This is a genomic window from Lysinibacillus composti (assembly GCF_016908465.1).
GTDB lineage: Bacteria > Bacillota > Bacilli > Bacillales_A > Planococcaceae > Ureibacillus > Ureibacillus composti_A.
Genome location: NZ_JAFBDY010000013.1, coordinates 1 through 25031, shown reverse-complemented (window position 1 = coordinate 25031; position 25031 = coordinate 1). Strand labels below are relative to the sequence as shown.

At 35.3% G+C, this 25031-nt stretch carries 23 protein-coding genes; 17 read left to right on the top strand and 6 right to left on the bottom strand.

All coding sequences use genetic code 11. From position 1 onward, the window contains the following. Window positions 1-49: 49 nt before the first annotated feature. Window positions 50-1705, bottom strand: coding sequence for a M14 family zinc carboxypeptidase (locus JOD29_RS13350; protein ID WP_124765621.1), 1656 nt, complete (start codon window positions 1703-1705; stop codon window positions 50-52). 462 nt (window positions 1706-2167) lie between these two features. Here JOD29_RS13350 and safA point away from each other — a divergent pair, with 462 nt between their 5' ends. Beyond that, on the top strand, window positions 2168-2776 hold the full coding sequence (gene safA, locus JOD29_RS13345; protein WP_124765619.1) for a SafA/ExsA family spore coat assembly protein: 609 nt from the start codon (window positions 2168-2170) through the stop codon (window positions 2774-2776). Between the two features lie 56 nt (window positions 2777-2832). On the opposite strand, the gene JOD29_RS13340 is transcribed toward safA, so the two are convergent. From JOD29_RS13340 to psiE, 4 genes are all read right to left on the bottom strand, one after another. After that, window positions 2833-3651 carry a purine-nucleoside phosphorylase gene (locus tag JOD29_RS13340; RefSeq protein ID WP_124765617.1) on the bottom strand — a complete coding sequence of 273 codons (819 nt, stop codon included), beginning with the start codon at window positions 3649-3651 and terminating at the stop codon, window positions 2833-2835. A gap of 239 nt (window positions 3652-3890) precedes the next feature. Continuing rightward, on the bottom strand, window positions 3891-5282 hold the full coding sequence (locus JOD29_RS13335; RefSeq protein ID WP_124765615.1) for a branched-chain amino acid transporter BcaP: 1392 nt from the start codon (window positions 5280-5282) through the stop codon (window positions 3891-3893). A gap of 335 nt (window positions 5283-5617) precedes the next feature. After that, a complete protein-coding gene (locus JOD29_RS13330; RefSeq protein ID WP_205101684.1) occupies window positions 5618-6922 on the bottom strand; it encodes a PLL family lectin in 1305 nt (434 codons plus the stop codon). Window positions 6923-6982: 60 nt separating this feature from the next. Then, the gene (gene psiE, locus JOD29_RS13325; protein WP_124765613.1) at window positions 6983-7447 is read right to left on the bottom strand and encodes a phosphate-starvation-inducible protein PsiE; all 465 of its coding nucleotides are present in this window, start codon (window positions 7445-7447) and stop codon (window positions 6983-6985) included. Between the two features lie 327 nt (window positions 7448-7774). On the opposite strand from psiE, the gene JOD29_RS13320 reads away from it, so the two are divergent. From JOD29_RS13320 to JOD29_RS13295, 6 genes are all read left to right on the top strand, one after another. Continuing rightward, on the top strand, window positions 7775-9013 hold the full coding sequence (locus JOD29_RS13320) for a sensor histidine kinase (protein WP_124765611.1): 1239 nt from the start codon (window positions 7775-7777) through the stop codon (window positions 9011-9013). 358 nt (window positions 9014-9371) lie between these two features. Beyond that, the gene (locus tag JOD29_RS13315) at window positions 9372-10586 is read left to right on the top strand and encodes an ABC transporter substrate-binding protein (RefSeq protein ID WP_124765609.1); all 1215 of its coding nucleotides are present in this window, start codon (window positions 9372-9374) and stop codon (window positions 10584-10586) included. A 290-nt stretch (window positions 10587-10876) separates the two neighbouring features. Beyond that, complete coding sequence (locus JOD29_RS13310) at window positions 10877-11752, top strand: branched-chain amino acid ABC transporter permease (RefSeq protein ID WP_124765607.1); 876 nt, start codon at window positions 10877-10879, stop codon at window positions 11750-11752. Between the two features lie 11 nt (window positions 11753-11763). Continuing rightward, complete coding sequence (locus tag JOD29_RS13305; RefSeq protein ID WP_124765605.1) at window positions 11764-12702, top strand: branched-chain amino acid ABC transporter permease; 939 nt, start codon at window positions 11764-11766, stop codon at window positions 12700-12702. Continuing rightward, window positions 12699-13478 carry an ABC transporter ATP-binding protein gene (locus JOD29_RS13300; protein ID WP_124765603.1) on the top strand — a complete coding sequence of 260 codons (780 nt, stop codon included), beginning with the start codon at window positions 12699-12701 and terminating at the stop codon, window positions 13476-13478. Before JOD29_RS13305 ends, JOD29_RS13300 begins: the two co-directional genes overlap by 4 nt. Window position 13479: 1 nt before the next feature. Beyond that, window positions 13480-14187, top strand: coding sequence for an ABC transporter ATP-binding protein (locus tag JOD29_RS13295; protein WP_124765601.1), 708 nt, complete (start codon window positions 13480-13482; stop codon window positions 14185-14187). Window positions 14188-14278: 91 nt separating this feature from the next. On the opposite strand, the gene rluF is transcribed toward JOD29_RS13295, so the two are convergent. Then, window positions 14279-14986: a 23S rRNA pseudouridine(2604) synthase RluF gene (gene rluF, locus JOD29_RS13290; protein WP_124765599.1), complete on the bottom strand. Its 708-nt coding sequence runs from the start codon at window positions 14984-14986 to the stop codon at window positions 14279-14281. Between the two features lie 449 nt (window positions 14987-15435). On the opposite strand from rluF, the gene adh reads away from it, so the two are divergent. The 10 genes from adh to JOD29_RS13240 all read left to right on the top strand — a co-directional run bounded on the left by adh (window position 15436) and on the right by JOD29_RS13240 (window position 24910). Continuing rightward, entirely contained in the window at window positions 15436-16956 is a 1521-nt protein-coding gene (gene adh, locus JOD29_RS13285) for an aldehyde dehydrogenase (RefSeq protein WP_124765761.1), read from the top strand. Between the two features lie 19 nt (window positions 16957-16975). Continuing rightward, window positions 16976-17335, top strand: coding sequence for a DUF779 domain-containing protein (locus JOD29_RS13280; RefSeq protein WP_124765597.1), 360 nt, complete (start codon window positions 16976-16978; stop codon window positions 17333-17335). A 138-nt stretch (window positions 17336-17473) separates the two neighbouring features. Then, window positions 17474-18442, top strand: a complete 969-nt coding sequence (locus JOD29_RS13275; protein WP_124765595.1) for a DUF4003 family protein — start codon at window positions 17474-17476, stop codon at window positions 18440-18442. Between the two features lie 212 nt (window positions 18443-18654). Then, the gene (locus JOD29_RS13270) at window positions 18655-19155 is read left to right on the top strand and encodes an acyl-CoA thioesterase (protein ID WP_124765593.1); all 501 of its coding nucleotides are present in this window, start codon (window positions 18655-18657) and stop codon (window positions 19153-19155) included. Between the two features lie 53 nt (window positions 19156-19208). Further along, entirely contained in the window at window positions 19209-19451 is a 243-nt protein-coding gene (locus JOD29_RS13265; protein WP_124765591.1) for a hypothetical protein, read from the top strand. Between the two features lie 121 nt (window positions 19452-19572). Next, complete coding sequence (locus JOD29_RS13260; RefSeq protein WP_124765589.1) at window positions 19573-19878, top strand: magnetosome magnetite crystal formation protein family; 306 nt, start codon at window positions 19573-19575, stop codon at window positions 19876-19878. Between the two features lie 478 nt (window positions 19879-20356). Continuing rightward, the gene (locus tag JOD29_RS13255) at window positions 20357-20818 is read left to right on the top strand and encodes a CtsR family transcriptional regulator (RefSeq protein WP_124765587.1); all 462 of its coding nucleotides are present in this window, start codon (window positions 20357-20359) and stop codon (window positions 20816-20818) included. Between the two features lie 18 nt (window positions 20819-20836). Then, window positions 20837-21391, top strand: a complete 555-nt coding sequence (locus JOD29_RS13250) for a nucleotide excision repair protein (RefSeq protein WP_124765585.1) — start codon at window positions 20837-20839, stop codon at window positions 21389-21391. Next, entirely contained in the window at window positions 21388-22482 is a 1095-nt protein-coding gene (locus tag JOD29_RS13245; protein WP_124765583.1) for a protein-arginine kinase McsB, read from the top strand. Before JOD29_RS13250 ends, JOD29_RS13245 begins: the two co-directional genes overlap by 4 nt. Next, window positions 22472-24910 (top strand): ATP-dependent Clp protease ATP-binding subunit, encoded by a 2439-nt coding sequence (locus tag JOD29_RS13240; RefSeq protein WP_124765581.1) that lies wholly within the window; start codon window positions 22472-22474, stop codon window positions 24908-24910. Before JOD29_RS13245 ends, JOD29_RS13240 begins: the two co-directional genes overlap by 11 nt. Window positions 24911-25031 lie beyond the last annotated feature (121 nt).

The window sequence follows — 25031 nt, the reverse complement described above, 5'->3', positions numbered from 1 at the left end:
TAAAGTAATAAAAGAAAAACACCTTCAAATTTTTGAAGGTGTTTCTTTTTTATCTTGAAGCGGCTTCGCTAGCAGCGATTAGCCCTATTGTTTTATTTTTTTTCCAAATACTATCCCAGTATTTTAAAGGGACGACTGTTGGACCAACTGCTGGGGAAATTTCTACAGTAATGCCTGGTTTTTTATAAGTAGAGATAAAGTAGTCTGTAGACACACCAGATGCTGTTCTGCCAGTTGGAGGCATAATGGCATATCCAGTAACGCTATTAATTTTTTTAGCTAAAGTGCGATCTCTTTTTAAGTTTGTGGAGTTTTGGAAGTTAAAATAATATAACACTTGTCCTGAGCTGTGATAAGAAATATAAGAGTTAAATGGGTGTTTCGCCATAAAATCTCTTAATGCACGAGCTTCTGGTTCGGAAAAGGCTTTTGGACCCTTATAAAACTCATAAGAAGGGCGATTAATTGTTACTAGTTCCTGCCATCCAACACTAAAGTTTCGATTCAAGTCAACGCCACGAATATTAGCTTTCCAACGATTATAGTTTGTACTACCATTATTCAGTTTCTTTGTGGTTGCTGTAGCATTAGTACGAGATTGTACAAGGGTAACTGCATCAGGATTCATCATAGGAACAAACCAAATGCTAACTTTATCTAGTACAGACCGAACATTGTAAGAAGAAAAGGTTGTGCCCTTTAGATAATTCATTGTATATTCATCAATCATTTCTAGTAACACGTTTGTTGTCATATGTTCCCGTGCATGCATCGAACCATCCATTAAGATTTCCTTCGAGCCTTTACCAACCTTTAATGCATAAATTGGTCTCCCTTGAACGGATGCTCCGATTTTTACAAGCTCCGTAAATTCCGGATACATATATGAAAATACCTTCAAATAGTATTCCATTTCTTTATGACTAATATTTTTATTTGGTATAACTTGGTTTGTATGTGCGAAGTGATTTAAAGATACATAAACACGTTTTCCAAATAGCTCAACAACTCCACGTCCACCACTCACCATATGTAATTGTACTGACTTTCCTTTTGCGATCGTACCAAGAACATTTCCTTTACGATCTTTAAACTGCGTATCTCTTTCAGCAATAATCGTTCTCGGAAAACTTCCTTGAAGATGCTTTTCAAAGTTTGAGTTTTCTGTTGTCGAAGTTAGAGAGTCTTTAGGAATATAGTATGCTTTTTTATTTGCAACGATAATGAAATAGTTTGTTGTAATACGAGTAGGTGTTAAAATTATACCTTTTTCTAGCGTTCCCGCTTTGACAAAGCCATTAGGTGTAGAGAAATAATATTCAGTAAATTTTGTAGTTTTCCCATTGCCATTTTTATAGGGAGGAATAGTAGTCTCTGTTTGTTCGGGTTCGATTACTTCATCCTCTACGGGTTCTAATTTTACCTCTATGTTACTTGGCTTTTCCTCTGCATTAGTATTTTGAGGATCAGTTTGACTAGTTTCCGTTGAAGCAACTGGCCCTTCATTTATACCATTTGATGTAGGCACTGTTGGCTCTTTAGTAGATTCTTCATTAGTTAAAACATCTGAAGGGATTACTTCAGTTGTTGGGTTATGTTCAGAGGAATTTGAAGAGTCTACTTCATTTGCAGAAGCAATAGGAAGTTGAAAAATAACTAGAAGGAATGCTAGAAAGATTGTAAGACTGCTCTTCTGTAATGTCAAATGTTGTCATCTCCTTTTCTATTAAACTGTAACCTCTCTCTTTATTTGTACTATCTCTTTTTTTGCTTTAGATTTTACGATTTTGATTGAGGTTTTTCCATTTAATAATAAACGAGTCCCTAATAAATTTGTATTAAGTTTATATTAAGAGTTGCTATTAAAAATAGGATGAGTTTAATTTAAGAGACATGCTTGGGGAGTTGGTTTTATGGGAAAATATAGAAATAGTACCTTTTAAGAGTGCTAATTGGACTTCAAGTGGTAGGAGAAACAATTACCATTCGCGTCTTTATTACAAGTTTTACAATATAGAAATCTATAAAAACCTTAATTTAATAGTGTTTCAGTAATGTGCAATTTGTATTGTAATATTTTTGTTATCTTACAGCCAAATTTTACGTGATGAATTTCGTAAATAAAGCTACTAATATTGTATTATAACAAGCAGGAAGGATGACATGAATGTTTAAAAACATGAAAAAAGGCGTTATCGCTTCGGTTTTATCAGTTTCTTTATTAGTACCAGTAACTGCTTTAGCAGCTAATTCATATACAGTAGTAAAAGGCGATTCACTATGGAAAATTGCAGTTAAGACACAAACAGGTGTTCAAGAATTAATTGATGCCAACCCACAGCTATCAAACCCAAATGTAATTTATCCAGGACAAGAAATTAAAGTACCTGAACAAGAAGGACAAGCCATTGAGCAAGAGGTCATCCGACTTGTTAACGTGGAAAGAGCAAATGCGGGTCTTCCTGCATTAAAATATGATTGGGAGCTTGCTAGAGTAGCAGAACATAAATCCCAAGATATGGCCGATAAAAATTATTTCAGTCATACAAGTCCAACATATGGTTCACCATTTAATATGATGAAAAACTACGGTATCAACTACCGTTCTGCTGGTGAAAACATTGCACAAGGTCAAAAAACTGCAGCGCAAGTTGTAGATGCTTGGATGAACAGTGAAGGTCACAGAGCAAATATCCTAAATAAAAACTATACTCATATTGGGGTAGGATATGTTGCGAACGGAAACTATTGGACACAGATGTTTATTCAGAAATAATTGAATAATAAGAAAAGAACCGTATCTTAAAGATATGGTTCTTTTTAGTTAGAATTTTATATTTCCTTTAGAATTCCTTTGATTAACTCTACAAAGTTTGTTCTTACTTTAGCTGCTACTTCGATTACTTCATCATGACTTAAAGGCTGATCTAAAATACCGGCTGCCATATTTGTTAAGCACGAAATACCTAGAACTTTCATGCCACCATGTGTTGCTACAATTGCCTCAGGAACAGTCGACATCCCTACAGCATCTGCTCCAAAAGTACGAATCATCCGGATTTCAGCTGGCGTTTCGTAAGTTGGTCCACTCCACCATGCATAAACGCCTTCTTGAAGGTTCATATTTAATCCATTTGCTACTTTTGTGGCAATTCCGCGAAGTCCCTTATTATAGACCTGAGTCATGTCTGGGAAGCGTGTACCTAATTCATCGTTATTCGGCCCGATTAAAGGATTATTCGCTACTAAATTAATATGGTCAGTTATAAGCATTAAATCGCCAGGATTAAAATTCGTATTTACTGCACCACACGCATTTGTAATGATTAAATTTTCAATACCAAGTGCTTTCATTACGCGCACTGGAAATGTTACTTCATCTAATGTAAAACCTTCGTAATAATGGAAGCGGCCCTTCATTGCTGCTACAATTTTGCCATTTAGTTCCCCAATAACGAGTTCATTCGCATGTCCAATTGCCCCAGATTTAGCAAAGTGCGGAATCTCCGTGTATGGAATTTTAACTGAGTTTTCAATTTCATCAGCAAGTGATCCTAAGCCTGAACCTAGAATCAACCCTATAACAGGTTGAAGATTTGTTTTGCTTTGAATGAAGTTTTTAGCTTCATTGATATCTTGAATGTTATGCATAAAAAGTTCCTCCTAGTAAAATTTAAAGTAAGTAGTTTTTATTATTATGATTTATTGCATCTTTTTCCCACCATTAGAGGAAGTTTTATTTATACTTGTCGCTTATTTTGGTTACAGAAAAAGAGTGCCAAATGGAAAACATTTTGCCAATAAAGTTTATCGAAAGGCACTTCTTGTGTAAAGAAAAACCCTCTAATTAAGAAGTGCTCCTATTTTTTAATAAAATAGAAGCACTAAGACTATTTTTGATTTAATTTACTATGCTTTTGACCATAAACAAAATAGATGACAATTCCTATAATAAACCAAATTCCACAAGCAATCCATGTATGAACGGAAAGTTGAGTAATCATAAATATACAAGCAATGAATGATATTATTGGTAATACTGGGAAAAGGGGAACCTTAAATCCACCAGATTGAATTTCTTTATTCTTTCTTAGGAAGACAATTCCAATTGAAACAATGGTAAATGCAATAAGTGTACCCATATTCACTAATTCAGCTAGTGCACCCAGCGGAACTAACCCTGCACAAAAGGCAACAATAATTGCAAAGACCCAAGTATTTTTAACTGGTGTTTTGTACTTAGGATGAATATCATATAAGAACTTTGGTAGTAGACCATCTCTACCTAAAGCATATAAAAGTCTTGTTCCACCGAAGATCATTACTAAAATTACTGTCATCATTCCTGTTACTGCACCTAAAGAAATTATACCTGCAATCCAGTCTTGGTTAATTACTTGTAAAGCATAACTTACAGGGTTACTAACATTTAAGTTTGTATACGGCACAACCCCAGTTAATACTAAAGATACTGCTACATAAAGCAATGTACAGACTAGTAACGAACCAATTATTCCTATTGGTAAGTTTCTTTGGGGGTTTTTTACTTCTTCCGCAGCGGAAGATACCGCATCAAAACCAAGATAAGCAAAAAATACAAGTGCTGCACCAGTTATAACCCCATCAAAACCAAAAGGCATAAATGGTTGCCAATTTCCCGGTTTTACAAAAAATACGCCAACTACAATAAACAATAGGATTACGCCGACCTTAACAAACACCATAATCTTATTTATTCTTGTTGTTTCTTGGACACCACGAGTTAACAACCATGAAATAATTAGTATAATCAGTACTGCTGGTAGATTAACGAATGTACCTTCAGAAGGATTAAATGGTCCTGATAGAGCTTGGGGTATTATGATATTGAATCCTTCTAATAGTGAAACAAAATAGGCTGACCAACCGGTTGCTACAGAAGCTACCGCTAAACCGTATTCTAATACTAAAGCCCACCCAACAAACCAGGCTATTAACTCACCAAAAACAATATATCCGTATGTATATGCACTTCCGGTCACAGGTACTGCTGAAGAAAACTCAGAATAGCACATTGCCGCTAATGCACAGACAAATGCTGCAATAATAAATGAAAAGATAATTGCAGGACCTGAGTGAATAGCAGCCACTGTACCAGGAAGAATAAATATACCAGTTCCAACAATAGCGCCAACACCAAGCATCATTAGATCGAAACCACCTAATGTTTTCTTGAGTTGACCGCTACCACTTTTATTGCTTAAAAGCTCATCTACATTTTTTTTTCTAAAAAATTTACTCAAAATATACACCTATTCTTTTTGAAATATGAGAAAATTCTACTATGATTAGTATGTGTAGGTCAATTAAATACTAAACGGTATGTCGAAATTTCTCGAAATATTGATTATTTTATAATAGTTTAAGATAAAATGTTCACTATTATTTAATAATTTAATTGTTTATTCAAAAATTTCCTCCCTTGCTTTGGAGGAGCATGGTTTTCTCCTCATGTAGCTAAGAATTAGTCTCAAGCTTCTGGAGTCCCTTATTAAATTTAAATACAGAAAGTTCCTATTAAAATGAAAATAAAGTAAACCAGGCGTGCAAGTTTAATGGCACGCCTGGTTTTATTTAATTAATTTCGGAATGTATGAATTAAGTTATTGTTGTTGTTTCCTCTAGCAAATACATCAGTGCGGTTTGGCCCCCATGAAACAGCAGCTGGAGCACTTGTTAAATTGCCATTAAGTGTTTCCCAATTACTCCAACGAGAGCCATTCCATGTTCTTCTGATTAGGCGATTGTTGTTTCCTCTAGCAAATACCTCTAAAAGATTATTTCGTCTTGAAGATGCAGTTGGAGCACTTGTTAAGTTTCCACCAAGGTTTTCCCAATCACTCCACGAGTTTCCGTCCCACCATTTATGAATTAAATTATTGTTTTGCCCTCTCGCAAAGACATCAATTCGGTTTGGACCCCAAGATACTGCAGCTGGTTCCGAGTTTAGGTTACCGCCAAGGTCCTCCCAATCTTCCCAACGCGTGCCATTCCATGATTTTTTATAAAGGCGATTATTATTTCCACGAACAAATACATCTAAGCGATTTGAACGACGCGATGAAGCAGAAGGCCCACTTGTTAAAACACCACCTAGGTTTTCCCAATCGTTCCACCTGCTACCGTCCCACCATTTATGATACAGTGCATTGTCTGTACCTCTTACGAAGACATCAATACGATTTGGCCCCCAAGAAACAGCACCAGGAGCTGATGTTAAGACACCGCCAAGGCTTTCCCAATTACTCCATCTACTACCGTCCCACCAAATATGGTAAAGAGCGTTATCAGTTCCTCTAGCAAAAACATCTAAACGATTTGCTTGCCATGATGATACAGTCGGAGCACTTGTTAAAACACCTCCAAGATCTTCCCAGTTAGACCAACCTTCGCCTGGGCGGTTGGGGCCAGGAGCAGGAGCGGGTTGCTCGCCCTTAAGTATTTGTATTGTAAGTTCAATAACTCTAGTTAATATACGATCCACTGTACTTGTTGGGAGATTCAAGGATTGAATAAATAAGTTAAACCAAGGATTTTCTCTTTGGAATTGACTATAAATTTGATTTGCTGGTCGGTTAATGTTGGACTGATTTCGTGTAAAGTTAACAACAGAGAAGAAAAGAGATTCAATTAGCTGACGGTTCATTCCTGCCTGTTCTAGCTGTGTATACAAATTACTATGCTCTGAGCGAATTGTTTGAATAATTTGTTGAACACTTTGTCTCTCTTGCGGTGTTCTTTGGACGATTGGTTGTTGGTATTGTTGTTGTTGTGGAACATATTGCTGAACGTATTGGGGATGGCTTGGCTGAACGTAGTAATTCATAGGCACTTGAACAAAGTAATATGGGTATCCACCATATCCATTTCCATATCCATACATAACGTTTTAGAATCCTCCATTTTTTGATTAGTGTATGCAAGGTACTTTGAAGAGGTTATTCTAAATGTTTTGCTGTCTTTCTTTTTGTTGGAATAGCCAAGATTTTTTAGGTCTTTCTAGCGGAGTGATGTTAATAATGAAGTAACAAATAATTAATACTAAAATAACGAGGGAGTAAACAAGCGTATCTCTTGGATGATCGTGTTCAACGATAATTAATCGAACCATTGCAGTGATTCCAATATAGAGAAAGTACCGAAGAGGAAAGTGATAATCTTCATTAAAGTACTTTACAATCATCGTAATAAATTCGAAATATAAAAAGAAAATGAGGATGTTCTCGAGGAAAAGTTTATAATCCGTACTCCCATATGTGATTAAAACTTCAAAGAACACTATGGTCTCCTTAATAAGTAGAAAAGAAAGAATGACAGATAAGATAGTTAAACAGACATTTAAATACCACTGTAAAACCTTAGGAATCACTTTTATCGATAGTGATAATGGTTTTTTTCCTTTTTCCATCCCACACCTCCGCTAAAATAATAACTAATCCTATGAAGAATGCATACAAATAATGATTTGATTTAACAATCATATGAAAAATAGGAATAAGTAAGAGAAAATATTACATAACTCATCCGAATTTTTTTATAAATTTAAGAAGTGGTATTTCCTAGGTAATAATGTTCATATGTTATGAAGTTAAGTTTAGTATAAAAGGTACAATTACTTTTAGTTTAAATGCTTTTTTCTCAGTTATGTAATTACTATCTATTTTAGAATCCTTTATGATATGGTTTGAATTGTGATATTCTGACATTTATAAATGGTTTTATTTAAGGAGTAAATATGAGGGATTTGGAAATTTATTTTAATAAAAAAACATACTACATTATTGTAACTTTGGTCATTGCTGTGATGTTTTCAGGTGTTGTAGCATACAACCCCTTGGTAGATGAAGATGCAGTACATCCACTTAGTGAGTATGGGTTTGGTTTTCAATTACATAAAATTTTCTTTGTACTGTTTTCAGTAAGCTTATTAATCTATCCAAAGTATCCAACACACTTGCACCGAATAATTTTAATCTCTTTAGCATTTATTTTTTGCTATCTATTATTCTTCTTATATCCTAATACTTGGTCCACCTTTATATTTTTATGCTTTATTCCAGCTATTTCGATTCTATTTTTCGATAAAAAATTGTTTTACTTCTCCTTAATCTTGAATAGTATGTTAATTGTCTTTACATTTAGCTATATTCTATTAATTGACCAAGGAAATTTTTATCCATATATCAAACTGGACTTGTTTGGGAATTTCATTAACTTTCTAACGAGCCAAGTCATTATCTACTTCATCTATTATTTAACACAAAATCGAATTGAAAAAATGCAATTGTATTATGAAGAAATAAAACAAGCAGAGCGCTTAAAGACTGCAGGTCAGTTAGCAGCAGCTGTTGCACATGAAATTCGAAATCCTCTTACGGTAGTGAAAGGGTTCTTACAACTTTACGAACAAGAAGCTACCATAGATGGCCAAAAAACAACTAACTACTCTTTATTAATCGATGAACTAGATGCAGCAGAACAAGTGATTTCGCAGTTTCTTACTTTATCGAAACCTTCAAAGAATCCTACAGTGGAGTTGGTGGAGGTTAAAGAATCACTACAAAGTGTATCAGAGTTGCTTTATTCATATGGGCTTCAGAGAGGCATTAAGATTGACCTTATAGCAGAAAACAACCATCTTATTAAAATTAACAGAATCGAGTTTAAACAACTGTTAGTTAATTTAATAAAGAATGCTATAGAAGCATCAAAAGATGATGATATTATCCTTGTAAGTTTAAATCGAGTTCGAGACTCTGTTGAAATAAAAATTATCGATCAAGGACAAGGGATGTCTAAAGAAGAAATAGAATCCCTTGGAACGCCCTTCTATTCGTTAAAAAGTAAAGGAACAGGCTTAGGAATGATGATTTGTTTTAATATAGTGGCGAAATATAAAGGGGAAATTAATTTCCAAAGTTTTAAAGGGCAAGGAACGAGTGTAACTATTAGTTTTCCGGTGGTCAAAAGTTAAAGATACTAAGACAAATTTTAATCTACTCGCTTATAGTGAGTAGATTTGTTATTTTTATAGCTTAGTAGAGCTGATTATCTAATTATTATACTGATGCATTTGTATAATAATTGACTTCAATATAGTTGATCACAAGTTATTTATATATACGAATCTAACTATTCTAAAAATATTAATAAATCAGACTAGACTAAATAGGTAGAATGTTTTAAAATACAGTAGGAAAATAGAGAGGATATTAGTATTTCGTTATATTTCTGAATATTTAGATTTCCTATTGAAGTTTCCTAATCTATTATTTATAATTATCTGAAATATCTAATATTTATTTGAGATTAAACATTCGGGGGTAAAAATTATGGCACAAAAAGGTTCATTAAAGAGATTTTCATCGATCTTTTTAGCATCATCATTAATCGTAGGTGCATTAGCAGGTTGTAGCAGTTCAGAAGGAGGTACTTCTCCGGCAAGTGGGGGCGCTTCTGAAGGCGAAAGTAGTGAAGTAATTAAAATTGGAGCAAACTTAGAACTTTCTGGTGCAGTAGCTTCATACGGTTCGTCAATTGCTACTGGAGCTGAGTTAGCTGTAGAAGATATCAATGCGGCAGGCGGAATTGATGGTAAAAAAATCGAACTTATTAAAGTAGACAATAAATCAGAAAACTCAGAAGCAACGGCAGCAGCTATTAAATTAGCAACACAAGATAAAGTTGCAGCAATGATCGGTCCAGCAACTTCAGGTAACATGCTAGCGACGGTTCAAATTTCGAACGATAATAAAATTCCAGTTGTTGGAGCTGCAGCAACAGCACCAAACGTAACTGAAAATGAAGATGGTTCAATTAATGATTATGCATTCCGTACATGCTTTATTGACCCATTCCAAGGGATTGTTGCAGCAAACTTTGCAACAGGGGAACTAGGAGCTAAAAATGTAGCAATTTATGCTGACAACTCTTCAGATTATGCTAAAGGTCTAGCTGCTTCGTTCAAAGAGCAAATCGAAGCTAATGGTGGGAAAGTTGTAGCTGAAGAAGCTTATGTTGCAAAAGATACAGACTTTAAATCAACATTAACTCGTCTAAAATCAGCAGGTGCAGAATTTATTTTCATCCCTGGTTACTATGAAGAAGTAGGTTTAATTGTTAAACAAGCTCGTGAATTAGGCATTGATGTACCACTTATGGGTGCTGATGGTTGGGATTCTCCAACATTAGTTGAATTAGCTGGGGCAGAAGCGTTAAATAACACATTTATTACAAACCATTATTCTTCTAATGATCCAGATGAGAAAATTCAAAGTTTCGTAGAAGCATTTAAAGCGAAACATAACGAAGCGCCAAACGCATTCCATGCTCTTGGTTACGATACTGTTTTCTATATTAAAGATGCAATTGAGAGAGCAGGTTCTACTGATGGTGAAGCAATTCAAAAGGCTTTAGCTGAAACAACAGACTTAAACTTAATAACAGGTACATTCTCAGTTGATGAAAAACACAACCCAGTAAAAACAGCAACAGTTCTAGAATTCGTAGACGGCAATCAAACGTTCAACTCTAAAGTTAATCCTTAAAAAATTATTAACCAAAAGGGGGGCAAGCCGGCCTCCCTTTTTTACCTTTTTTCATTACTTTTAGAGAAAATAATATTTTACAAGAATAAGATAGACGTATTAACTTCATTCAACAGAAGTCTTCCATTTTTATAAGTAGAGAGTAGAAGACATAAAGAATTAAGATTCATTGAAGTTTTAAACCTTGACCTTTACAAATACACCAAAACGTATTTGATTAAAAGGAATAACGCAACAGTCTTGCAATATAGTAGTAGATAATAAGACTTTTAGTAAAGGAGTGAGAGTTTATGGAATGGTTGCAACAACTAGTAAATGGTATTTCCCTTGGTAGTATTTATGCATTAATTGCATTGGGTTATACAATGGTTTACGGAATTATCAAGCTAATTAACTTCGCACATGGTGATGTATTTATGCTTGGTGCGTTTATAGGATTTTATGCCATTGCACGATGGGATATGGGCTTCTTCCCAGCCTTAATCATCTCAATGGTTGTTTGTGCAATAATTGGTGTCATTATTGAACGAGTGGCATACAAACGGTTAAGAAATGCAACACGTATTGCTGCTTTAATTACAGCTATTGGGGTTTCATTATTGATTGAGTATACGGTGATTTTCTTCCGTGGAGCATCGCCAGAAGCGTATCCAGGAGTTTTACCGAATAAATCTATTTCCATATTAGGAGCAAATATTAGCACACAATCGATTTTCATTTTGGGTGTTACGATTGTTTTAATGATCTTATTACAATTTATTGTTCACAAAACAAAAATTGGTAAGGCAATGCGTGCTGTATCCCATGACGCAGATGCTGCTAGATTAATGGGAATTAACGTAGATAATACCATCTCTGCTACGTTTGCGATTGGTTCTGCTCTAGCGGGTGCCGCAGGTGTTATTTTCGGTGTGTATTATACAAAAATCGATCCATTAATGGGTGTATTACCAGGATTGAAGGCATTCGTTGCTGCTGTATTAGGTGGTATTGGCAGTATTCCAGGAGCCATGGTTGGTGGACTTGTTTTAGGTGTTGTTGAAACGGTTGTTAGTGCGTTAGGTTATTCATTATGGCGCGATGCTGCAGCATTTGTCATTTTAATTTTAATTTTAATCTTGAAACCATCGGGTATTTTCGGTAAGAACGCCCGTGAGAAAGTGTAGGTGACTGGTATATGAAAAAGTCTAAGAGTTTTTGGGGCTATTGTCTGTTAGCACTAGTAATCTATGCAGTTGTACAACTATCAATCTCGATGCAATTACTCGATCTATATTATCAAAATATGCTGATCACAATGTGTATTAACATTATGTTAGCGGTTAGTTTACATATCGTAATAGGTATCACTGGTCAATTTTCGATTGGGCATGCAGGATTTTTAGCAGTAGGTGCTTACCTAAGTGCAGTTGCAACAATGAAACTAGGGTTACCGTTTCCAATTGCAATTTTAATAGGAGCAGTAGTTGCTGCATTAGCTGGTTTATTAGTCGGAATTCCAACATTACGACTTAAAGGGGATTACCTAGCAATTGCAACATTAGGTTTTGCGGAGATTATTCGTATTGTCTTTCTAAATGTTGATTATGTTGGTGGAGCTGCTGGGATGGTTGTTAATCATATGTCAACTTGGACATATGCATTTATTGGTGTAGTCATTACCATTTTAGTGATTTCCAACTTTACAAATTCTCGTCATGGCCGAGGGTGTATTGCAATTCGTGAAGATGAAATTGCTGCAGATGCCATGGGAATTAACACGACTTATTATAAAGTTATTGCATTCGCAATTGGTTCGTTCTTTGCAGGACTTGCAGGAGCAATTTATGCTCACAACTTTTATATCATTCAACCAACAACTTTTGGATTCTTAAAATCCTTCGATATTTTAATTTATGTCGTTTTAGGGGGCTTAGGTAGCCTTTCAGGATCAGTTCTTGCGGCTATACTATTAACAGTGGTTTCAACTTATTTGGCTAACTTCCCTGAGACTCGTATGATTATTTATTCTTTAGTTTTAATTATAGTTATGCTTTATCGTCCAACGGGGTTAATGGGGACAAAGGAAATTACAGATTTATTCAAGATTGGGAAAAAGGGAGGTTCTAAAGCATGACCAATAACCTTCTTATAAAAGCTGAAAATGTAGGAATTCAATTTGGCGGATTAAAGGCAGTTCAAAACGTCAATATGTACTTGAATAAAGGAGAACTGATTGGCTTAATCGGGCCTAATGGGGCAGGAAAAACAACAACTTTTAATATGTTAACAGGTGTATATCAACCAACTGAAGGGGCTATTACGTTTGATGGTAAAAAAATTAATGGGCTTAAACCATATCAAGTAACAAAACTAGGTATTAGCCGTACATTCCAAAATATTCGTTTATTTAAGGACCTTTCAGTACTTGATAATGTTAAAGTGGCAAACCATAATTTAGCTAAGCATTCAATTGTTTCATCTATATTTCGTCTTCCTAGTCACTTTTCTGGGGAGAAGAAGATGGAAGAAGAGTCGTTAGCTTTTCTTAAAATATTTGGCCTTGATGTTTATAAAGATGAATTAGCAAAAAATTTACCATATGGGATGCAAAGACGTCTAGAAATTGCACGTGCATTAGCTGCAAACCCTAAATTACTGTTGTTAGATGAACCAGCAGCAGGAATGAATCCACAAGAAACACATGACTTAATGGAGCTTATTGCATTCATTCGTAAAGAATTTGGTTTAACGATTTTATTAATTGAACATGACATGCACCTAGTCATGGGTATTTGTGAACGCATCTATGTACTAGATCATGGTCAATTAATTGCGGATGGTACGCCTACTGAAATACGTAATAATCCAAAGGTTATTGAAGCATACCTTGGTGAGGAGGTTGTTGATTAAGATGCTAAAAGTGAATAACATCGATGTCTTTTATGGCAATATCCATGCATTGAAAGACGTCTCCTTAGAGGTTAATGAAGGGGAAATTGTTACGTTAATTGGTGCTAATGGGGCTGGGAAATCAACACTATTAAAAACGCTTTCTGGCCTGTTAAAACCAAAGAATGGGGATATTTTATACCTAACACAATCAATCGCCGGAAAACAAGCGCAATCCATAGTGAAAAGTGGTATTTCTCATGTTCCAGAAGGTCGCCGAGTATTTGCCAATATGTCGGTTGAGGAAAATCTAGAATTGGGAGCCTACTTACGGAACGATCGTGATGGTATAAAAAAAGATATAGAATATATTTATGAACTCTTTCCTAGATTGGATGAAAGAAAGAAGCAACTCTCAGGGACTTTGTCTGGTGGGGAGCAACAGATGTTAGCTATGGGTCGTGCGTTAATGGCAAAGCCGAAACTGTTATTAATGGATGAACCATCAATGGGATTGGCGCCATTAGTAGTTAAGAAGATTTTTGAAATTATAAAGACGGTAAATGAACAAGGGACAACTGTATTATTAGTAGAACAAAATGCAAATATGGCACTTTCTATTGCAAATCGTGCGTATGTGTTAGAAACAGGTAAAATTGTTTTATCTGGTACAGCGAAAGAACTTCAAGAAAGCGAACAAGTAAAAGCAGCTTACCTTGGTGGTTTATAAAAAAGCGAGGAGTCAAAATATGGCTCCACGCTTTTTAATTAGGATTAATAAGTCTTTTTACTTTAGATAAACTTGCAAAGAGTAAATTGAATTATTTACTTTTTGGTTTATAGTCAAGTAGCTTAAATAATTCTGCTTTTTCTTTTTCAGTTAAGTCTCGCCACTTACCAACCTTTAAATTACCTAGATGAATATTCATAATGCGGATGCGTTGTAGACGTTTGACTGAATAGCCAAGAGCAGAACACATACGGCGAATTTGGCGATTTAGTCCTTGTTCCAAAATAATTTTAAATACATGAGAAGATATTTTCTCTACCTTACACGGCAAAGTTGTTGTATCCAAAATTTTAACACCTGATGACATTCGCTTTAAAAATTGGTCAGTAATTGGCTTGTCTACCTTAACGATATATTCCTTTTCGTGGTGATTTTCTGCACGTAGTATTTCGTTTACAATATCACCATCATTTGTGAGAAGTAATAAGCCTTCTGATTCTTTATCTAGGCGTCCAATATGAAAAATACGCTTTGAATGGCCAACAAAGTCAACAACATTTCCTTCTATATGTTTTTCGGTAGTGCTTGTAATTCCAACCGGTTTATTTAAAGCAATATACACAAGTTCTTCTTCTTTTTTTACTGGTTTGCCATCTACACAAACAACATCACCTTCGTTTACTTGACTTCCAATTGAGGCTAATTCACCATTAATGGTAATTCGCCCTTCTTCAATCCACTTGTCCGCTCCACGTCGGGAAACAATTCCAGTTTCACTTAAATATTTATTAATTCGCATAAATACTCCTATCTTTTTAATGTCTTTAGTATATAGTAAAGTGTCGTTTTGGAAGAAAGAAAAAATAAGTATTTTATTATTATTTGTATGAGTGCAAAATAGGCTATTACTCTAAGTTTTATCGTTCCTTTATGATTTCTAAACTAGTTTTAATGAAATAAGTGAAATTCATATTACCTATTTTATTACATTTAATAAGACATAACCATTTCGATCGGTGATGTTAAGATCTGACCGGATACATATGGTTCCTAAAATGCACAATTTTTTGTCGAAAAGTTTTCTATTAATCTATGGTAAAAAACTAGATTTGTTAGTTATATTTTGGAAATCCAATTCATATTTTAATACAAATACCTTTTTCATAACTTGGGGCAATTTGAGTGTTGAAGGTATTGGATATGACTAATCGGTGAAAAGGAGAGGCTTAACACATGTCAGTATTAACATTGTCTTATGCATTCCCAAATACAGAAGGTGCAGTAGTAAACTTTAAAGAACGTTATGATAACTATATTGGTGGGGAATGGACACCACCAGTAAAAGGACAATATTTCGACAACGTAACTCCTGTAACAGGAAAAGTGTTTACAAAAGTTGCACGTTCAACAGAAGAAGATATAGAGTTAGCGTTAGATGCAGCTCATGCTGCTAAAGAATCTTGGGGTAAAACATCTGCTGCTGAAAGAGCAGTTATTTTAAATAAAATTGCAGATCGTATCGAAGAAAATTTAGAAAAGCTAGCAGTTGCTGAAACGTGGGAAAATGGTAAGGCGGTACGTGAAACATTAAATGCCGATTTACCGTTAGCGATTGATCATTTCCGTTATTTTGCAGGTGCTGTACGTGGACAAGAAGGAAGCATCAGTCAAATTGATAATGATACAGTAGCTTATCACTTCCATGAACCAATTGGGGTAGTAGGGCAAATTATTCCTTGGAACTTCCCATTATTAATGGCAGTTTGGAAATTAGCTCCTGCTTTAGCGGCGGGTAACTGTGTTGTATTAAAACCTGCTGAACAAACACCAACTTCTATTTTAGTTCTAATGGAATTAATTGAAGATCTGTTACCACCAGGTGTCGTGAATGTCGTAAATGGCTTTGGTTTAGAAGCAGGTAAACCTTTAGCGTCAAATCCGCGTATCGGAAAAATTGCGTTTACGGGTGAAACTACAACTGGTCGATTAATTATGCAATATGCTTCTCAAAACATTATTCCAGTAACACTAGAATTAGGTGGTAAGTCGCCTAACATCTTCTTTGAAGATATTATGGACGCTGACGATGAATTTTTAGATAAAGCAATTGAAGGCTTTGTATTATTTGCGTTAAACCAAGGGGAAGTTTGTACATGCCCTTCTCGTGCGCTTATTCAAGAATCAATTTACGAAAAGTTTATTGAACGCGCATTAAAGCGTGTAGAAGCAATTAAAACAGGAAACCCACTTGACCCAACGACAATGATGGGTGCTCAAGCTTCATCAGAACAAATGGAGAAAATTTTATCGTATTTAGAAATTGGAAAACAAGAGGGCGCAGAATGCTTAATCGGCGGAGAACGAAATAGCCTAGAAGGTGATCTTTCAGACGGATATTACATTAAACCAACTGTATTTAAAGGTCACAATAAAATGCGTATTTTCCAAGAGGAAATTTTCGGTCCTGTTGTTGCAGTAACAACTTTTAAAACAAAAGAAGAAGCGCTTGAAATTGCAAACGATACACTTTACGGATTAGGTGCAGGTGTATGGACGCGTGATATGAATACAGCATATCGTTTCGGTCGTGAAATTGAAGCGGGCCGAGTTTGGACAAACTGTTACCACCAATATCCTGCCCATGCTGCATTTGGTGGTTATAAAATGTCAGGTGTCGGACGCGAAAACCACAAAATGATGTTAGAACATTATCAACAAACTAAGAACCTTTTAGTAAGTTATAATCCAAACAAATTAGGCTTCTTCTAATTTAAAAGGAGGCTTGCAAGTGGTTGAAAGAGTAGTTGCTACGGATGCCGCTCTTACACTCATTCAGCAATTAAAAGATAAACATGGACCAGTTATGTTTCATCAATCAGGTGGTTGTTGTGATGGTTCATCTCCTATGTGTTATCCGGAAGGGGACTTACTTATTGGAGATGCGGATATCCTTTTAGGTGAAATTGGGGGTGCTAAGTTTTATATGCACAAAAGCCAATTCGACTATTGGAAACACACGCAACTAATTATTGATGTGGTGGACGGTCGCGGAGGAATGTTTTCATTAGAAGGTGTTGAAGGGAAGCGCTTTTTAACACGTTCAAGAGTGTTTACTTCTGAAGAAAGAGAAGAATTAAAAATTCCATAAAAAATAATTACTCTAAAGGTAGGAAGTTAAAGCCTTTAGGGTAATTTTTTTTTGATATCGCTCTTTGTTAAGATTTGTAGTTTATTTTTTGAAACTAAAGATTTCTTTAACCGTAAAAGAGAGTAGGAGTGATGAAAAATGAATGAGGAACAATTTTCAAAGCAGTTCCAAGAGAATTATGATCGTGTAATTAATTATATGGGTCATGGGTCTGACCAACATTTAGTCATGTCTTTAGCAAGTAAATACACAATAAATAAAAAGCAATTTAGTGGTGTTATGTTAAGAAAGGTAATGGAGATTATTAATGAGGAAAAGTCATTCTCGTTGCAGCTTGAATCAGCCTTGAGCTACAAATTAGCATCTTACTTAATGGAAGAAAAAGATATACATATAGCAATAAAGCAAATAAATAATCATGACAGTCTATTGGCAGATGTGAAATTCAAACAATCATCTTTCCGTATATTAGGTGCGCTATTTTTACAAGAGGATTCTCTTGAACATGCAAGAAGAGCTAAAAGTTTATTCGAAGAAATGAATCGTCGCCAACCTTTTTTAACTTCAAAAGAAGATATCCCCTATGTTGTTGTGCAAACTAGTGTTCAAGAAGATTCAATAGGTCAACGTGCAGAAACAATACAGCGTTATTATTTAGAATTGAAGAAACACCAATTTATTATAGGAAATCACTTACAAGCGTTAAGTCAAATTATGACGATTTATAGTACAGAATATAATGCATTACTAGTTCAATATACCGTACAACTAAGGAAAGAATTAAATAAACAAAATATTAAGGTGAAAAGAGTACATTATCCTTTTATCGGTATTTTAGCCTTGGCTGCGACAGATGATTTTAAAATTGAGGAAATATGTATATTATATCAACAGTTAATAGAACAAAAGGCTTTTCGTTATGCAAAGGAATACGCATTAATTATTGCTATACAAAAAATCGTTAATGATTTATTAAACGTACAGAATTTAGTAGATTTAACACCTCTAACAAGATTAAGCCAAATGAGTGAAATTGCTGAATTTGTTTTAGAATTCACTAGTCTAATTCCAAGTGGTGTATCAGTTATCATAGACTTCTTAAATTGATGCTAGTGAAATAAATAATTACAAAACATACAAAATTCCCTAGGCGATGTTAAAATAAAAGAAGTGTTACGAAGGTATCCGTTTCCGAAAAGAAACAATACTATGATGAATAGCAAGTAAGTAAAGCGTCAGTTACTTTACTAAGTTTAAATTAATGATTGTTGAAAAGACTATATGTTTTTTTGATTATTAAAATGAAGGGTGACATCATGATGAATAATGCATTACCTATGAGCAATTCCCGTTCATACCAAACACATCTAGTTTTACCGCCAGATACAAACCATCATCATTCTATTTTTGGTGGAAAAGTTTTAGCATATATCGATGAAATGGCGGCTATTACTGCAATGAAGCATGCAAAAGAACAAGTTGTAACAGCATCATTTGATTCAGTTGACTTTGTTTCACCGGCATATGTAGGGGATATTTTAGAACTAGAAGCAATGGTTACATCAACTGGGCGTACTTCAATGGAAGTATATGTTCGTGTAATATCGCGGAATATTAAAACGGGTGAAAAAAAGTTAACGACAGAATCTTTCGTCACAATGGTAGCGATTGGCGAAGACGGAAAGCCGGTTGTAGTACCAGCAGTATATCCTGAAACAGAAGATGAAAAACGGTTATTTGAAACGGGTGGAGCGAGGCAAGAATTAAGAAAAGCCAAACGAGCGAATGCAAAAGAACGTCGTAAAATCCAAGAACCATAAGGATATATACATAGTTCATGCAAGAGTATTTTTTATAGAAAGAAGTTATGCAAATGCAAAAAGATAGAATGAAATTTGTCATTCCGACAATGGTTATTGTCGCAGTAGGTGCGATATTTATGTTAGTAAAATATTATTCAGAAGTACCTACATCCCATAAGGTGCTAATAGTTATTAGTGCTACGCTTTTTTCAGGTATTCTTTCCCACGGGATGTTTGCGAACAATGTAGATGATGTGGATCCTAAAGATGGACCGGTTAAAAAAATACAAAAGTCGAAAAGTAAAAAGGCATAGAATTACCTAGAGTGATATGAAAAACTTCACTCTTTTTTTGTCGAATTTCATATTTATTGAAACTTTTAATCATGGTACCCGTATAAAAGGTAAGAAAAAATTATAAGGAAGGCTGACATATATGGATAATAAATGGGCTAAAGTTATCGTTCATGCAAGTGCATTTTTTGCTCCTGTACTAGTACCAATAGCATTTTTTCTATTGAGCTCTGATGAAGAGGTGAAACGCATATCAATTCAAGCGTTGCTATTTCAAGCGGTCATGTGGCTACTAATAGGGATTTCAACAGTACTAAGTTTTATCATCATTGGCATTCCATTCTTAATTATCTTTGGCCTAATGACAATTATTGTACCAATCATAGGAATTGTGAAAGCTCTTAATGATTCTTATTGGAATTATCCAATTGTAGGTCGTTGGGTATAAGCAATTATTTAAATACATTAGCTGTTACAATTTAGTGGTTATTTTTGGATAAAATGAGAAATACTAAACCGACAAGGCGTTGTTTAAAACGTACTGTCGGTTTTTTATATAGCCTTACGTTTAAAATTTGAAATGTACCATAATGTTTCGAAATATTTTTTTAAAATATATGTTTTTTCTTTGCATTTTTATTTTGACCTTAATATAATAAAGTCAAAGTTAGTCAAAGTCAGTGTTTAACTTCAAAGATACAATGAGGGATAATCTTAAATTTAGAACGACACTCATCACTGATAATTCCACGTTCGTATGTCTAGTGACAAGACTAACCACGCGCGCGGATTAAACCTCCGACTGATTTATGTGATTTTTAAAGAAAATTACTCTCTTATGAGAGGGTGATATCTAAGCTACATCTTTTAGATACGAAATTCGCAAATACGTCAGAGCGATTTGACTTGAGGTGAGGTGTAAAAAAGTGGGAAATATATCTGACATCATTGAAGGTTATTTAAAGCAGATTATCGAATTAGGTGGTCAAGGGCATATTGAAATTAAACGTAGTGAATTGGCAGATAAGTTCCAATGTGTACCCTCACAAATAAATTATGTTATTAATACTCGGTTTACAGCCGAAAGAGGATACTTAGTTGAAAGTAAACGTGGAGGCGGGGGATATATTCGAATATTGCGTGTAAAAGCAAATTCGAGAATAGATTTACTAGAGGATATGATCAAGCAAATTGAACAGGGTGCTACCCAATCAATGGCAGAAGATATTGTATTCCGTTTGATTGATGAAGAAGTCATTACAAAACGGGAAGCAAAATTAATCTTAGCTGCGATTGATCGATCCACAATTCGTCTTCAACTTCCAACAAGAGACGAGCTAAGATCCATCATCTTAAAAGCAATGTTAACAACATTAAAATATGATTAATAAAAAGAGGTGAGGGTCATGATTTGTGAGCACTGTAAGCAACGCCATGCAACAGTAACAGTCACACAAGTAGTAAATGGCCAAAAAAGCGAAAGGCATTATTGCGAGGTGTGTGCATCGCAGTTTCATCCATTTAATTTAGATTTCCATAAAGATGAACAAGTACCTATTCATCAACTGGTTTCAAACTGGTTTGGCCTTCCAATATGGAAAACAGGAACGCAAGAAAAGCAAACACAAAATACACAACAAGTCACAACTTGTCCAAGTTGTGGATTTACATTTAGAAAGTTTTTGAATGAAGGTAAGCTAGGTTGTCCACAATGTTATGAAACATTCAGTAATCAGTTACCGCAAGTGTTAGCAAAAATTCAATCAAGCACAAAACATATTGGAAAAGTACCTGGAAATACAAAGCAAAGTAACGAAAGAATTAAAAAACAAATAGAGATAATCCGCGAACAGCTAAAAGTGGCAATCGTGGAAGAGCGGTTTGAAGATGCTGCTAGATTGCGTGATGAAGTTAAAGAACTGGAACGCAAGCTTGAAAGTGGTGGTGTTGATCAATCATGAATATAGAAGACTTTTTAAAAAGCGAAGCACCAAGTTGGATGAAGGTAAAGGGAACTGATGGTGATATTGTCATAAGTACCCGCATACGATTGGCTAGAAATTTAGATGGTTTTCGTTTTCCGCTAAGCTTTTCTGAGAAAGAGGCAAAGGAAGTTGATGAAGCCGTAACAAAGGCCGTATTAAATATTAGTGAAAAAATTTTTTCTCATTTCACAATTAAAGAAATGCCTGCGTTACAAAGACAGGTTTTAGTTGAGAAACACCTTATTAGCCCACTATTAGCAAAAAAGGAAAATTCGTCATCCGTGTTAATTTCAGACGATGAATCCATTAGTATCATGGTTAATGAAGAGGACCATTTACGAATACAATGTCTATCACCTGGAATGCAACTTTTAGAAACGTATAACTTAGCATATAAATTAGATAATGAACTAGAAAATCATTTACCATATGCATTTAACAATACACTAGGATATCTAACTAGCTGTCCAACTAATGTTGGAACAGGGCTCCGCGCATCAGTCATGATGCATCTACCTGCACTTACAATGTCAAAGCAAATAAAAGTTATAACTCAGATGTTAACGAGATTAGGAATGGTTGTAAGGGGTATATATGGAGAAGGTAGTGAAAATTTAGGGAACTTTTATCAAATTTCAAACCAAGTAACTCTAGGTAAATCTGAAGAGGAAATTATTGAAGATTTACAAAACGCGGTTGTACAAATTATCCGAAATGAACGTGCATCCCGAGAATCTCTACTGAACAAGGCGCCACTTGTACTCGAAGATCGCTTTAATCGGTCTCTGGGTACTTTAAAATATGCTCATATTATGACAAGTGAAGAAGCGGCAGCATGTTTATCGAATGTTCGATTAGGCGTTGATTTGGGCATCATCAAGAGTATTCCTTTACATGTTTTAAATGAATGTATGATTTTGATTCAACCTGGTTTTGTGCAACAGTATGCTGGTACAACATTGCATCCAAACGAACGAGATTTATTCCGAGCAAAAATGTTGCGAGAGAAACTAAATTCAAAAACCAATAAATTTAATAACAAAGGAGAGGAAAAATATGATGTTTAACCGTTTTACTCAACGAGCACAAAAAGTATTGCAATTAGCCCAAGAAGAAGCAATTCGCTGGAAGCATGAATCAATTGGTACAGAACATATTTTACTTGGACTTATTCGTGAAGGTGGCGGGATTGCAGCGAAAGCGTTAGAAGCAATCGATGTTAGCCCACAAATTATCGAATCTGGAATCGAAGAGCTAGTTGGAAAAGGGTCAAAAGACGTTGGACCAATTGTGCACTATACACCAAGAGCTAAAAAAGTCATTGAATTATCTGTAGATGAGTCTCGTAAGCTTGGCCATGCTTATATCGGTACTGAGCATATTTTATTGGCTCTAATTCGTGAAGGTGAAGGAGTAGCTGCCCGTGTCCTTTCAAATGCAGGGGTAAGTTTAAACAAAGCACGTCAACAAGTGCTGTTACTACTTGGCAATAATGATACAGCTCAAAGTGGCCAAAATGTAACTCAATCAGTAAATACGCCTACTTTAGATGGCTTGGCACGTGACTTAACAGCAATTGCTCGTGAAGGTTCATTAGACCCAGTAATTGGCCGAAGTAAAGAAATTACTCGAGTAATTGAAGTGCTATCTCGTCGTACGAAAAATAACCCTGTATTAATCGGAGAACCAGGTGTTGGTAAAACAGCGATTGCAGAAGGTTTAGCCCAGCAAATCGTCAACAATGAAGTGCCAGAAACTTTACGCGATAAACGTGTTATGACACTTGATATGGGGACAGTTGTTGCAGGTACAAAATATCGTGGAGAATTCGAAGATCGTTTGAAAAAGGTAATGGATGAAATTCGTCAAGCGGGTAATGTTATTTTATTCATCGATGAACTTCACACATTAATTGGTGCTGGTGGCGCTGAGGGGGCAATTGATGCTTCTAATATTTTAAAACCTTCATTAGCACGCGGTGAATTACAATGTATCGGTGCTACAACACTTGATGAGTACCGTAAATATATCGAAAAAGATGCCGCATTAGAGCGTCGTTTCCAACCAATTCAAGTAGATGAACCATCTGTAGATGAAACAATCCAAATTATTAACGGATTACGTGACCGCTATGAGGCGCATCACCGTGTAAAAATTACAGATGAAGCAGTTGAAGCAGCTGCAAAACTATCAGACCGTTATATTTCTGACCGCTTCCTACCAGATAAAGCAATCGACTTAATTGATGAAGCAGGTTCAAAAGTACGTTTACGTTCATTCACAGTTCCACCAAACTTAAAAGCGCTTGAAGATAAGTTAGAAGGTGTTCGTTCGGAGAAAAATGCTGCAGTATCAAGTCAAGAATTTGAAAAAGCAGCGGCCCTACGCGACACGGAACAGAAAATTAAAGATGAACTAGACCAAACAAAGAAGACTTGGAAGGAAAAGCAAGGGAAAGAAGAGTCTAAAGTTACCGTTGAAGATATAGCAGAAGTCGTTTCAATGTGGACTGGGATTCCTGTTTCTAAAATTGCTCAAGAAGAGTCAGCTAAACTTCTAAACCTTGAAGGCGAATTACACAAACGTGTTGTAGGTCAAGGCGAAGCGGTTGAAGCAATTTCTCGTGCAATTCGTCGAGCTCGTGCAGGGTTAAAGGATCCGAAACGTCCTATTGGCTCATTCATCTTCTTAGGTCCTACGGGAGTAGGTAAAACTGAGCTTGCACGTGCACTTGCTGAAGTAATGTTTGGCGATGAAGATGCAATGATTCGAATTGATATGTCAGAGTACATGGAAAAACACTCAACTTCACGTTTAGTTGGTTCACCTCCTGGATATGTAGGATTTGATGATGGCGGTCAATTAACTGAAAAAGTACGTCGCAAACCATACTCTGTTGTGTTATTCGATGAAATTGAAAAAGCACATCCAGATGTGTTCAACATTTTATTACAAGTATTAGATGACGGTCGTTTAACAGATTCAAAAGGCCGTTCAGTTGATTTCCGTAATACAGTTGTCATTATGACATCAAACGTTGGTGCAGATGCATTAAAATATCAAAAGAACTTAGGCTTCAGTGTGGGCGACTCATCTAGCAAGTATAAAGATATGAAGGGTACAATGCTAGAAGAATTGAAAAAGGCATTCCGCCCAGAGTTCTTAAACCGTATTGATGAAATGATTGTCTTCCACTCATTAGAAAAAGAACAACTAAAAGAAATCATTTCATTAATGGCTAATTCATTAACGAAACGATTAAAAGAACAAAATATTGAGCTGGAACTGACAGATGCTGCTCTTGAAAAAATTGCTGAAGAAGGTTATGACCCACAATATGGTGCTCGCCCACTACGTCGTGCATTACAGAAACATGTGGAAGATCGCCTCTCTGAAGAATTATTGAAGGGGAATGTAGCAACTGGTCAACAAGTTACATTTGATTATGTTGATGGAGAATTTGTTGTACGTCCTAAGGACCCAGTGAATGTTTAACAAAAAGGACTCGTATATTACGAGTCCTTTCAGACTGTAGACAAACTCGAAATTTCGAGTTTGCCTACAGTCTTTTTTCTTTTAAAATAAAAGTAATAGTTTTTGAAATAGAGTTAGTTGA

Bases quoted from the DNA above. Each gene is read 5' to 3' on its own strand.
- JOD29_RS13245 (WP_124765583.1), top strand. From the start codon at position 21,388: ATGAATATAGAAGACTTTTTAAAAAGCGAAGCACCAAGTTGGATGAAG.
- JOD29_RS13330 (WP_205101684.1), bottom strand. From the start codon at position 6,922: ATGTATGGATATGGAAATGGATATGGTGGATACCCATATTACTTTGTT.
- psiE (WP_124765613.1), bottom strand. From the start codon at position 7,447: ATGGAAAAAGGAAAAAAACCATTATCACTATCGATAAAAGTGATTCCT.
- JOD29_RS13340 (WP_124765617.1), bottom strand. From the start codon at position 3,651: ATGCATAACATTCAAGATATCAATGAAGCTAAAAACTTCATTCAAAGC.
- JOD29_RS13320 (WP_124765611.1), top strand. From the start codon at position 7,775: ATGAGGGATTTGGAAATTTATTTTAATAAAAAAACATACTACATTATT.
- JOD29_RS13275 (WP_124765595.1), top strand. From the start codon at position 17,474: ATGAATGAGGAACAATTTTCAAAGCAGTTCCAAGAGAATTATGATCGT.
- JOD29_RS13300 (WP_124765603.1), top strand. From the start codon at position 12,699: ATGACCAATAACCTTCTTATAAAAGCTGAAAATGTAGGAATTCAATTT.
- JOD29_RS13310 (WP_124765607.1), top strand. From the start codon at position 10,877: ATGGAATGGTTGCAACAACTAGTAAATGGTATTTCCCTTGGTAGTATT.
- JOD29_RS13265 (WP_124765591.1), top strand. From the start codon at position 19,209: ATGCAAAAAGATAGAATGAAATTTGTCATTCCGACAATGGTTATTGTC.
- JOD29_RS13315 (WP_124765609.1), top strand. From the start codon at position 9,372: ATGGCACAAAAAGGTTCATTAAAGAGATTTTCATCGATCTTTTTAGCA.
- JOD29_RS13240 (WP_124765581.1), top strand. From the start codon at position 22,472: ATGATGTTTAACCGTTTTACTCAACGAGCACAAAAAGTATTGCAATTA.
- JOD29_RS13250 (WP_124765585.1), top strand. From the start codon at position 20,837: ATGATTTGTGAGCACTGTAAGCAACGCCATGCAACAGTAACAGTCACA.
- safA (WP_124765619.1), top strand. From the start codon at position 2,168: ATGTTTAAAAACATGAAAAAAGGCGTTATCGCTTCGGTTTTATCAGTT.
- JOD29_RS13270 (WP_124765593.1), top strand. From the start codon at position 18,655: ATGAATAATGCATTACCTATGAGCAATTCCCGTTCATACCAAACACAT.
- JOD29_RS13305 (WP_124765605.1), top strand. From the start codon at position 11,764: ATGAAAAAGTCTAAGAGTTTTTGGGGCTATTGTCTGTTAGCACTAGTA.
- JOD29_RS13295 (WP_124765601.1), top strand. From the start codon at position 13,480: ATGCTAAAAGTGAATAACATCGATGTCTTTTATGGCAATATCCATGCA.
- rluF (WP_124765599.1), bottom strand. From the start codon at position 14,986: ATGCGAATTAATAAATATTTAAGTGAAACTGGAATTGTTTCCCGACGT.
- JOD29_RS13260 (WP_124765589.1), top strand. From the start codon at position 19,573: ATGGATAATAAATGGGCTAAAGTTATCGTTCATGCAAGTGCATTTTTT.